At 62.5% G+C, this 12,089-nt stretch carries 8 protein-coding genes; 4 read left to right on the top strand and 4 right to left on the bottom strand.

The annotated features are described in order from the left end of the window. Positions 1–8: 8 nt before the first annotated feature. Positions 9–938: an AMP-binding protein gene (locus tag G3N59_RS07715; RefSeq protein ID WP_205981975.1), complete on the bottom strand. Its 930-nt coding sequence runs from the start codon at positions 936–938 to the stop codon at positions 9–11. Between the two features lie 63 nt (positions 939–1,001). Then, entirely contained in the window at positions 1,002–1,700 is a 699-nt protein-coding gene (locus tag G3N59_RS07720) for a hypothetical protein (RefSeq protein WP_205981976.1), read from the bottom strand. 412 nt (positions 1,701–2,112) lie between these two features. On the opposite strand from G3N59_RS07720, the gene G3N59_RS07725 reads away from it, so the two are divergent. The 4 genes from G3N59_RS07725 (at position 2,113) to G3N59_RS07740 (ending at position 9,948) form a co-directional block, all read left to right on the top strand. After that, positions 2,113–3,102, top strand: a complete 990-nt coding sequence (locus G3N59_RS07725; protein WP_205981977.1) for a helix-turn-helix domain-containing protein — start codon at positions 2,113–2,115, stop codon at positions 3,100–3,102. 52 nt (positions 3,103–3,154) lie between these two features. After that, a complete protein-coding gene (locus tag G3N59_RS07730) occupies positions 3,155–4,441 on the top strand; it encodes an autotransporter strand-loop-strand O-heptosyltransferase (RefSeq protein ID WP_205981978.1) in 1,287 nt (428 codons plus the stop codon). A 195-nt stretch (positions 4,442–4,636) separates the two neighbouring features. After that, positions 4,637–8,326, top strand: coding sequence for an autotransporter domain-containing protein (locus tag G3N59_RS07735; RefSeq protein WP_205981979.1), 3,690 nt, complete (start codon positions 4,637–4,639; stop codon positions 8,324–8,326). 53 nt (positions 8,327–8,379) lie between these two features. Beyond that, on the top strand, positions 8,380–9,948 hold the full coding sequence (locus G3N59_RS07740; RefSeq protein ID WP_205981980.1) for a hypothetical protein: 1,569 nt from the start codon (positions 8,380–8,382) through the stop codon (positions 9,946–9,948). A 51-nt stretch (positions 9,949–9,999) separates the two neighbouring features. Here G3N59_RS07740 and G3N59_RS07745 read toward each other — a convergent pair whose 3' ends face one another. Both G3N59_RS07745 and G3N59_RS07750 read right to left on the bottom strand, forming a co-directional pair. Next, positions 10,000–11,100: a helix-turn-helix domain-containing protein gene (locus tag G3N59_RS07745; RefSeq protein ID WP_241023259.1), complete on the bottom strand. Its 1,101-nt coding sequence runs from the start codon at positions 11,098–11,100 to the stop codon at positions 10,000–10,002. 114 nt (positions 11,101–11,214) lie between these two features. Beyond that, a complete protein-coding gene (locus G3N59_RS07750; protein WP_205981981.1) occupies positions 11,215–11,490 on the bottom strand; it encodes a hypothetical protein in 276 nt (91 codons plus the stop codon). Positions 11,491–12,089 lie beyond the last annotated feature (599 nt).

Consider the following 12,089-nt stretch of genomic DNA (forward strand, 5'->3'; position numbering starts at 1 on the left):
GATGTCACCTATCCGCGAAAGTTGACGTGCATCACCGTGATGTGCTCGCGCTCGATGAGCTGGCGCATGCGCTCGAGATCCATCCGCTCGCGTGGTGGCACGATCACCAGCCGCGCACCCTGCGTAAGCGGCCATAACGATTGCCAGATGGCTTCGTCGGGTGCGTGTTCGGCGCCTTGCAGCAGCGAGTCGCCCTGCCCGATAGGCGCTTTCGCCTGCATCGATTCCAGCCGGTCCAGCACGTCGCTGTGCTGCTGGAACACGACGGTCGGCGTATCGCCTTCGGCGCCGCGGCAAACCGCGCAAACCGGCGATACGCCATCGGTCATGCAATCGTTTGGCCAGTACGCGTGGCAACCGTGCGCATCGTCGTCGCAACACACGACCGTCGCGCCGGTTTCCGCCAGGCACGCCAGATAGGCGCGTTGAGCGATGACCGTTTTGGCCGCTGCGGCGCGCAGCGTTGCACCAAGCTGCGAACTTTCGCGGCCGGGATCGAGCATCAGGCACACCCCGCCCGCCTTGAGCACGGCCAGAATCGCGCGCACCATCGCCAGCGACTCGGGCATGAGTACCGCACAGACGTCGCGCGGCGCCAGCCCCTGCTCTTGCAGAATGACGGCGAGGCTGTCGGCCTGACTGTCGAGTTCGCCGTAGGTCAATTCGTCGTCGCCGAATTTCACGGCGCGCGCGCCCGGATTGAGTTGCGCTCGCACTTCGAAACGACGATGGATCGGCTCGGGAACGACCTGCGAAAGCGCAGGTGCATGACGCGCTGCGCAGGCCATAGCTGCGTCATTTTCAACAGGATGCCGAATGATTTCTTCGAACATCGTCCAGTCGAGCGCGGTGTGCGGCGCGCGGCACACCAGCGCATCGCCGTCCATCACAACATGATGCTCCGTGAGCCATTGGCCCACGTCTGGTCTCTCGTTCATGGTCGTTCCCCTTACGTGTGACGGTGCCGCGCCTCTTTTTACGTGCCTGCCGGCGGCCCGCCGTCAAATCGCGTCGATCTGCCCCACCGGTGCAACGCTCCCCTCAAGCTCCGGCCCACTCATCTTGCCGACACGTCGCCGGTATGCGCTCTTGTGTTTGCGCATGTTGTCGGTCAGCTCGGAGATCACCTCAGTCGCGGCAAACACAATCTGGTTGAAACTGAATCCCGCGCTGATCATTTCGCGGTAAAACGACTTCGCGAGAATGCGCGCCATCTGATTGGGCGATTGCGCCGATTCCGCCACGATTTCGCCGATGGTCTTCTGGGTGCTGCGCGTGAGCGCCAGTTGCGCGAAACGCGACTTCAGAATGTGCTGCATCTGGATCACCTGGATCGAACGCGTGATGACCAGCGACAGCAGGCCGAACAGTTGCAGATCGTCGGCGCCAAAGCAGCGTGCAGGCTGCCGTTGATGTGCGCGGATCACGCCGATCACCTTGCCCTGCATTTCGATCGCGGAAAACATGCGCGGATTCTCGCCATCGACACTCGCTTCCAGCACATCGCCGAACCCCGTACCGGGCCGCAGCCCCATCTCCTGCACCTGCGCTTCGCTCAACATCACGATGGCACAGGCCGCGTCGAGCACATCACCGGCCTTGATGGCCAGTTCGTTGAGACAGTCTTCGATACTGCCCGCGTATTCGATCTGGTTAAAGGTATCGCGCATTCTCGTGATGACAATCTGGCTCTCGTTCATCGCTCAGCCATCCTTATTAATTTACGGTCATCCTCAACTACGTTCGCCACCCTGTTCTACCCGCCGCCCGATTCGATGCGTGTTTGTGTCGAACCGGTTTAATGGATGTTATTGGATAAATTCCTTCGTATCCGCCATATTCCCTAAAGTTTCAGACACGATTTCCGCATTGCACATCGAGCGTTCCAAACATCCCCGTAGCCAGCGCGTTTTACCGTTTTGTTTCATGAATGCAGCATTTTTAGCGCGAATGCTTCATGGCCTGTCGATCGCCCGAATGAGCCTGAAACGACGCTGCCCGATTCCGCCAAAAAAACCTCCCTTTCCGACGAATTACGCCCTGCGAAAAACGTGGCCAGTATGATGCAACGCAGCGGATAACTAGATTCGCCAGTCTGAACGGGAGACCGCGATGAGCCTGAGAGACTACGGCAAGACGGGGAATGAAGGCCCAACGGATGCGAACGCCGTGTCCGGCGCCTGCACCACGAGTCGCATCGCGATCCTCATTCTGGAGGCGTGTCCGCTCAGCGAAGCGGCATCGGTTGCGGAAACCTGGCAACTGGTCAACGACGCGCTTTCGTGGACCGATGAAGCTGCGCATCGCTACGACGTGTATGTGCTGTCGACCGAAAAAGACAACGTCGCCTGCGCATCGTCGATCCGGCTGCTCGCGGAGAACATCGGCGAACACGATCCCCGCCTGTTCAAAGCGATTTTCGTGGGCGGCGGCCACTCCACGTTCGAGCCCGAAGTGATCGACTGGCTGCTGCAGGCCGGTCCAGAAGTGGAACTGATCGCCATATCGAGCGACGTCGAACATCTGCTGAATCAACTCCGGCCCTCCGCCGAACCGGCAGCGAACCGGAGCAACGTGAGAAACCCACGCCTGGTGCCCGCGATCGAGCGCGTGCTGGCGATGGCGGAACGCGACTTCGGCACGCTGGTGCGAATTCGCAGCGAGATGCTGCGTGCGAAGCTGCCGTCGCCGCGCGGCGGCAGCAGAACGCCGAACATGCGCGGCACGCTCGCACTGAGCGAGCGCATCGAAGCCTCGCTGCTATGGATCAAAAGCAATCACGCGGGCTCGGTGTCGATTTCCGAACTGGCGCGGCGCGCCTCCATGAGCGAACGCAATTTCCTGCGGCGTTTCAAGGCCGAAGTCGGCCAGACGCCACGCGAATATCTCGCGCGCGTGCGGCTGGAAAACGCACAGTTGCTGCTGGTGCAAACCGATCTACCGGTCGACAAGATCGCGCGGCGCTGCGGTCTGTTCAACGGCGATCATCTGCGCCGCTATTTTCTGAAGTATCTCTCCGTTTCGCCGCTGGAATATCGCTCGCTGGCGCGCGAGCGGCCCATGGCCAGCGCTTCGACCGAAGCGCTCAATAGCGGCATTTGATGCACACAGCCGGGAAGACCTTGAAACAAGTCCAATCAAAACGGGAATAATAATGAACAGTCCTGATCAACTTGAAGCGCTTGACCAGCACGCTTGCTCGAGCCGCGAAGTGAAGAAGCCCACGCCGCCGTTCAAGGCCGCAGCGCCCTTTCCACCACCTGCAGCGCAGCCAACGCAGCACACCGCCAACGGCATACGCTTCGACTTCAATCTGGGTTGCCGTATCACGCTGCCGGCCGGCGACTGGCGCGTGAAGCTGACCGATCTCGACACCGGCAATGTGCTTTACGAAACTCACATCGGCGCGGGTACGGTCGCGAGCGCGAAGAAATATTACGTGCGCTTTGGCGTGGAGATTCACGACCACTCGCGAACGCACGCACAGCCCGTTCTGAGTCATCACTACGACGCTGCGAGTCAGCCTGTACTGATCCAGTTTCCCGTTGGCACACTCGGCGATATCGTCGGCTGGTTTCCATATGCCGTGAAATTTCAACGCCAGCATCATTGCCGGCTGACTTGCGCGATGTCGGCGAAACTGATTCCGCTTTTCGAGGACGCCTATCCCGAGATCGAATTCATCGAGCCCAGTGCCGTTCGACCGGAGCGCTATTACGCGACCTACAGCATCGGCCTGTTTTTCGACGATCAGGCTAACGACTGGCAGCCCTGCGACTTCCGGCAAACCGGCCTGCACCGAACCGCGGCGTTCATCCTGGGCGTCGATCCGGCGGAAGCGCCCCCGCTGCTCGCGCTCGACGATGAACGACGCCCGCTGGACGACCGTTATGTCTGCATCGCGACGCAGAGCACGACGCAGTGCAAGTACTGGAATAACCCGGAAGGCTGGCGCGAGATCGTCGCGTTTCTGAAGGCGCGTGGCTATCGCGTGATCTGTATCGACCAGAAGGCCGTGCACGGCCACGGCATCGTCTGGAATCACATTCCGCACGGTGCCGAAGACGAGACCGGCGAACGCCCGATCACGGAACGCGCACGCTGGCTCAGGCACGCGGAATTCTTCGTGGGATTGTCGAGCGGCCTGTCGTGGCTCGCATGGGCGGCGGGTACGCCAGTCGTGCTGATCAGCGGTTTTTCCAACGTCGGCAACGAGTTCTCCACGCCTGCACGGGTTATCAACTATCACGCGTGCAATAGCTGCTGGAACGACCCACGCGTGCGCTTCGATCACGCCGACTTTCTCTGGTGCCCACGGCACGCGGGCACGCCGCGTCAGTTCGAGTGCACCCGGCTCATCACCGCTACGCAGGTGAAGCAAGCCATCCAGCGTCTGCCGGTATGCGCTGCGCAGGCGGAAACGTCGCCAGCCTCCGAATAGAAACCCTGTATATCGCTTCATTCCAGTTGTCTTCTTCATACACCCATTATTTCGGTATGCATAGCAATCAGGAAAAACAAGCTGTGAAGGCGTTTCAAAAAGCGCCGCTGGGCCGCGGCAGAGGGCGATTCAAAGACCCGGCGACATCACTCTATTTAAAGACTTATCCGTGCGGGATCACGCAGGGAGACCACCATGAAATCGATCACTTATCGCCGTAGATTCTGCGTGCACCTGTTCGGGCGGCGCACGCGGCGTATTTCGCGGCTGACCGCGCTGCTGCTTTCGAGCGTCATGGCGAACGGCTGGTCGCCGGGCGTCAGCGCGCAATACGTCGTCAGCGCGGGGCAAACCACCTCGGGCGTGATAGTGCCCGCAGGCGCCGATCAAACCCAGTGGGTATTCAGCGGCGGAACGGCCATTGCCACCGTGGTCAACAGCGCGGGCACACAGGTGATCTCGGGCGGCACAGCCATCGGCACGCAGGTCAACGACGGCGGCACGCAAACCGTGGTCGACAGCAGCACGGCGAGCAGCACCACGGTGCTGACCGGCCTGCAGTACATCGCCGATGGCGGCACTGCCACCGATACCGTCGTCAACGGCCTGAGCGCCGTGCCGGTGGCGGCGCAGATCGCCGGTTTCACGCTTGCGGCCATCGCCGGGACCGGGCCGTTCACGATATCGGCGACGCCTTCCGCGCCCGATGGCGTGACGATCGTGGTGAGTTCGGGCGGCACCGTGCAGAGCGCGACGCTGGACGCTGCGCTGCAGTTCGTCGATAGCGGCGGGACGGCAGCGAGCAACACCATCATTGCAGGCGTGCAACTCGTCAACAGCGGCGGCACCGCGCTCGACACTGTGCTGCCTGGCGGCGTGCAGCTCGTGAACGGCAGCGGCAGCACGGCCACAAGCAACGTGCTTGTGGGCAGTGTGCAGGTGGTGGGCAATGGCGGTTCCACCACGAACAATGTGCTTGTGGGCAGCGTGCAGGCGCTCGAACTGGGGGGATCGGCCACCAGCAATTCGCTCACGGGAAGCTATCAGTTTATCGGCTACGACAGCACCGCCACGAGTAACACGCTCGAGTTGAGCGCCCAGGATATCGGCTACGGCGGCAATGCGGTCGAGACCACGCTCGATCGCAGCGTGCAGACGGTGGGCTCGGGCGGCACGGCCACCAGCACCAGCGTCGATTACGCCAGCGTCCAGTACGTGCTCGGCGGCCATGCGCTGGACACCGCGGTCAATAGCAGCGGCACGCAGATGATCGCGAGCGGCGGAATCGCGACCAGCAATAGCATCAACGAAGGCGGCGCGCAGTATGTCGCGAGCGCGGGCAGCGCGGTCGACACGGTGGTTTCCAGCGGTGGCGATCAGTACGTGGTGGGCGGCACGGCGACCGGCAACGTCGTTGATGGCGGCACGCAGAGCATTGCGAGCGGCGGCGTTGCCACGAGCAACCATATCGAAGACGGCGGCACACAATATGTCGCCAGCGCGGGCAGTGCGTTCGACACGGTCGTTTCCGGCGGTGGCTATCAATACGTGGTGGGCGGTTCCGCCACCGGCAACAGCATCGAAGACGGCGGCACACAATACGTCGCCAGCGCGGGCACCGCCCGCTATACGACCGTCAACAGCGGCGGCAAGGAATATGTGCTCGGCGGCCTCGCGAGCAGCAGCACGCTGCTATCGGGTGGCATGCAGTATGTGGCAAGCGGTGGCGTGGCTGATGTCACGATGGTCGGCAACGGCGCAACGCAATACGTGGCGATGTCCGGCACCGCCAACGCTTCGCTGCTCTCGGGCGGCACGCAGATCGTCGGCGCGGGCGGCGTGGCAACCAGCACGAACGTCAACAGCGGCGGGCTGCAATATGTCGCATCCGCAGGCGTCGCCAGCGCCACGCTGATCAACAGCGGCGGCGCGCAGAACGTCGTCAGCGGCGGCACCGCCATCGGCACGACGGTCAATTCAGGCGGCGTCCAATACCTGACGAATGGCGCCGTCGCGACCGACACGACGCTCGATGGCGGCACGCAAAGCGTCAATGCAGGCGGTCTCGCCAACACGACAACGGTTAATACCGGCGGCTTGCAGGCCGTCAATAGCGGCGCGCTCACGAGCGGCACCGTCATCAACAATGGCGGCTCGCAGATCGTGATGGGCGGCGGCGTCACAAGCAGTTCCGTGGTCAACAGCGGCGGAACGCAAAACGTGCTGGGAACCGTTGTGAGCGCAACGGTCAATCGCGGCGGCACGCTGATGGTCGGCCAGGGCGGCACATCCGGCACGCTCGCAGGCGACACGCAAAACAACGGCACGCTCGTGTTCGATCTGGCGGGCACCTATACCTACGGCGGCACGCTCACCGGCAGCGGCACGCTCGTGAATGTCCATAGCGGCACCGTCGTGCTGAACGGCGCGAGTTCGGCTTATAGCGGCACCACGCAGGTGCTCGCGGGCACGCTCGAAGTGGGCGACAGCACCCATAGTTCGGCGACGCTCGGCGGCGATGTCGTGGTCGGCGAAGCGGGCACCTTGCGCGGGCACGGCACGATCGGCGGCAATGTGGTCAACGACGGCGTCGTGAGCCCCGGCGGTTCGATCGGCACGACGACGATCGCCGGCAACTATCAGCAATCGTCCGGCGCCACGTTGCAGGTGGAAATCAGCCCGACTTCGGCATCGCAACTCGATGTCATGGGCAACGCCACCCTCGCCGGCACGCTCGCAATCGTCTACGACGCGGGCAGCAGCGCCGCGTCGAGCGCCTATGCGCCTGGCACGGTGACGCTGCTCAAGGCGGCGTCGATTAGCGGCACGTTTGCGGGCGCGCCGGCCGCCATCGTCGAAAGCGGCGCGAATCTCAGCTATGTGGTGCCGAGCGTCGCCTACAAGGCGAACGAAGTCGATCTCATCCTCACGCCTGTCGACACGAGTATCTACACGGCGATGGGCTCCGCGATCTCGCAGGTCGCGCAGGCCACCAATGCCGCCATTCTCGATCGTGCCAGCCGCCTGTGCCGCACCAGCAACGCCAGCGACTGCATCGCGGGCACCGATCACGTGTGGATCAAGGCCATCGGCGATTACGCGCGCACCGACAATAACGGCGGCATTTCCGGCTATTCCGCGCGCCAGTATGGCTTTATCGCGGGCTACGATCATCGCATCGGCCGCTACGACGTAGGCGGCACGCTGGCCTACAGCCACGTCGATGTGAGCGAAGCGCAAACGCCCGACACCGGCACGGCGGACAGCCTGCGCTGGTCCGCGTATGGCGGCATGTGGACCGGCCCGGTCAACCTGGCCGCGACCGTGGGCCTGGGCTACGACTTCATCGACCAGAAACGGCCGTTCGACACCGCAACGGGCACGGCAAGCGGCAGCCACAACGGCCTCGAAGCGACCGCCGCCGCGCAGGCGAGCATGCCGCTGCCCTCGCTCGGCGGCTTCGTGCTGATTCCGCGCGCTGGACTGCGCTTCGCGTATTTCCACGGCGATGCCTTCAGCGAATCGGGCTCGGGCGCGCAAAACCTGATCGTCGGCACCGACAACATCCAGAGCGTGCAGCCCTACGCGCAACTGGCGCTGCGCTATGCCTTCGGCAGCGCAGAGATGCCCTCGCATCTGGAAGCGTATGTGGGCTACGCGCGCGAAGTGGGCACGACGAATCGCGCGGTATCGGTCAGCGCGCAGGACGGCACGCTGTTTACCGCGAGCGGCGTGCCGTTGCCGCGCAACCTCGTCACGGCGGGCGTCTCGCTGAATATGCGGGTGACGCGCTCGCTATGGGTGTCGGCGGCTTTCGACACTCTGCTTCACACCTCGAACGCGTCGATCAAGGCCGGCAGCATCAAGGTGGACTACCGGTTCTGAAACGCTGTTCGTGCCGATTCTGGAGATCGCTTGAAGATGCCTGGGAGACCGTAATGACTGTACCGTTCCTCATTGCTTCGGGGCTCGCGCTTGGCGTGAGTCTCGCCGCGCCCGGCGTGGCGCTGGCCGATGCCGCCGATACCGCCAATCCGCCCGCCGCATCGGCAGCCACCGCGCCGCCGGACATGCCCGCGCCGCGCGCGCAAGCACGCGAATCGCGCTACGACAGCGACAATCCCGACGACGATAAAGTTGCGAGCACATCGACCTTGCCGCCCGATCTCGCGGATACCCACAGCGAGGTCACGCCCATCGACGGCGAACCGATCGCGCTCACGCTTGCGCCGCTCCCCGAAGACGTGGTCGCGGCGGATGCATCCAGCACCGCGCTACCAAAACCCGTCGCGCTGGCGAGCGGCACGGACCTACCCGCGCCCACGATAACCAGCGCAGCCAATACAGCCGCCAGCGCCCCGCCAAACTCACTCGACGAACCCGCGCTCAGCTCGCCGCTCGCGCAGGAACTGATTTCGGGCTTCTATTCCCGCATCAACGTGCTGGGTTACGGCATTGTGCAAGACCCGGTCAATTCGACGCTGAATCCGAATAACGCGCTCGCGGTGCATCGCTACGAAACGCAATTACTTTTACGCCCGGACTTCAACCTGACTTTCCGCCAGCTGGAGCTGGGCATCAAACCGCGTTTCGAAGCGGACTGGAGCCGCGTGCAAAACGGCGTCCAGGGCGGGACGGACATCACGACCGCCACCTCCTATATCAACGAATGGATTGCCCGTTACCACGTCACCGATCAATTGCTCGTGAGCTATGGCCGCGAAAATCTGCAATGGGGCCCGTCGCAACTGCTTTCGCCGTCCAATCCGTTCAACCAGAATAACGGCAAGAACAATCCGGCCATCGAGCAACCGGGCATGGATTACGGGCGCGTGGTCGCCATCCCGAATTCGTCATTCACCGGTTCGTTCATCGCGAATACCGGCTCGGGCCGTCTCAACGAAAGCGGCGAGGCAAGCGGGCCATTCCACAAGGCGTATGCCGGTAAATTCGATTACACGGGCGAGAAAGCCTACGCCTCGCTGATCGTTTCCAAACGCGATACCACGCCCTGGAGAATCGGCTATTTCGGCGGCTGGAATATCTCCGATGCACTGCTGCTCTACAGCGAAGGCAGCGCCGCGCTCTCCACCAATGCCGCGCTCCCGCATCCCGATTACGATCTGCTGGCAGGCGCCACCTACACGCTGCTCAACGGCGCCATGATTACAGGCGAATACTTCCACCATAACGCGGGCTGCACGCAAAACGACGTCGCCCAATGCGTGTCGCCGCTTGCGCTCGATCCGACCAATCCGTATCCGCGCCGCGACTATCTGCTGCTCCAGTACGTCGATACGAAACTCGTGCGCAACGTCAGCCTGACCGTGCGGCTGATTCAGGATCTCAACGATCATTCGACCCAATTGCTTTCCGATGTCGAATATGAAGTGGGACAAAACTGGCTGCTGTATTTCGTGCCTTCGGTCACGTTCGGGCCGAGCCGCAGCGAATTCGGCAGTCTCGTGCGCTATTCGATTTTTGCAGGGGTATCGTTCACCTTCTAGGTTTCGCCGACGGGCGTGAGACACCCGTCGGCGCATCTGACCGCATCGATATCAGACCAGCGGTTCGAGGCCGGGCGACGTAAGCGGCTCGGCAACGCGGGCGGCCGCCGCTGGTGGCGCTTGCATCGCCTGCGCGTCAGGCAACGCGATCGGTGCGCCCGCCATCCGCCGGGCATCGGCGCGATAGGCGGTGGCCGTGGTGGAAAGATGCTTGCGCAGCAATTTCGACAGCCGCCCGCCGCAACCAATGCCACAGCGCTCCGCGATCTTGTCCACGGAGAGATTGGTTTCGACCAGCAGCCGGCAACACATATCGAGCCGCGCATACATCAGATAGTCGGAAGGCGTCACCCCGATTTCAATCTTGAAGCGCCTGAGGAAATTACGCTCGCTCATGGCCGCCACGCGTGCCGCCTCGCGCATGACCACCTGCGTATTCGCATTCGCCAGCAGCCAGCGCGCCGAAGCCTGAATGCGCTCGCTGACGAAGTGCTCGGCGTTCTTGCGCACGATGGCCGTGAATTGCGTCTCGGCGGGCGGCGCTACGGCCACGGCGATCTGGTTGACGATATCCGCGCCCAGATCCGCCTGAATGACATCGAGCGCCATCCGCAGCGGTCCGACGAAATTCGCGTAAGCGCCCGCATCGGCGGAACGGGACACGCCATGATGCGGCGCTTCGGCTGGCGCGCGCGCTTGACGGGCAGGCGATCCGCCGGACGCATCGAGCAGCAGGCGTCCCTCGGCAATCGGCAAGGTCACCCGGCAACGCGGCACAGCCTGGCGCAACCAGCCGACCAGGCGCCCATCGCAGAGCGCATGATGCGCACCGGCGCCGCCCATGATAAAGAGCGCATCGAAGCCTTCGCCCTGATGGCAGGCATCGATACTCTCGGTCCAGACCAGCATCGTCGATGAACTCGCGATCATCCCGCCAGCCGCCGAAAGCAGCCTCAAATGATAGATCGCGCTGTCGCTGCGCGATGACCGCGACAAGGCATTGGCCAGTTGAAACGCGCGCGCGACGGTAATGGCCTCCTGTTGCGCAAAGCCGTTGAACAATGTGATGCCGATCTGTCTGACCGTGCGGGCGTTGCGTGGTCCGCTGGCCCGATTGGGCACCACGCCCATTCCATTGGAAAGGCGCTCCATCTGATTTCCCCTGTTGTGCCGGCCACTGGCGCGCCATGCGCAGCCAGGCCGAAATACCACTCGCGTTGTCCTGCCGCGCAGGCAAGCCGGCGAAGCACGGCATGCCGCCCATGCTCAGTTACGCGGCGGTCGTTCGGCGTGCGCAATCGCATCTTCGATCAGGCGGCAATCGTCGGCGCCCAGCATTTCGCCGTGCGCGCGAACCAGATCGTCGAGCGACCTTGAAAGCCGCTTCATATAGATGGGTGAAGGCGTGGCGAGCGGCCACACCGACATCAGATAGGCGAGCGGTATCACGAGCCTGCTCTCGCACCACCGCTCGAACAGGGTGACGCAGCAGGCCTCTATTCTCGCTGCGGGGTCGGGCTGCGCCTGGCGTTCTCTGATCATGGTAGTCCCCTCATACCTCACACTCCGCTTCAAGGATCGACGAGCGGCCTGCTTCGCGAGCGCGTCGGCGGGACGCCCAGCGATGCCCTACACAGGCACTCGACCAGCACTGCACGAGGAACTTGAAAAACCGCTTCCGATTTCCCCCGCCTCCCTTTAGGCGCAAGCTTTTTTGATCAGCTTTTTTGTCTGATGTTTGTGATAGTGTTACGTTGTCCGAATGTTTATTTTTATTGGTTCGTTGGCCAGTATTGCGTCGTTTTCTTATTCGATTTGCATATGCAACAAACGCGGAATTGCGCAGCTAAAGCAAAGCCAAATGCATGAAAGCCACATCGAATCCGGCGTTTGCGCGAACGCCCTGCCAGCGTTGGCAGAGGTCGCGACAATGCACCAAAAAATACCCATGCAGATTTGAAAGCTTCATCCCATTTTATGCACTGCTGCGCCGCAGCATAGTGGGAAATAGCGCATCCGGTGTGAGTATTGTCGGAAAAATATGTATTGTTGGCGGAAGGAAACCAGGCCAGATTTACCGATGCGCTTTATGCCTCTTTTACGCCAGGGTTATGCCTGCTTGTGGGGCAAAGCAATGCACG

It is taken from the genome of Paraburkholderia sp. Ac-20340 (genome assembly GCF_017104965.1).
Taxonomy (GTDB): Bacteria; Pseudomonadota; Gammaproteobacteria; order Burkholderiales; family Burkholderiaceae; genus Paraburkholderia.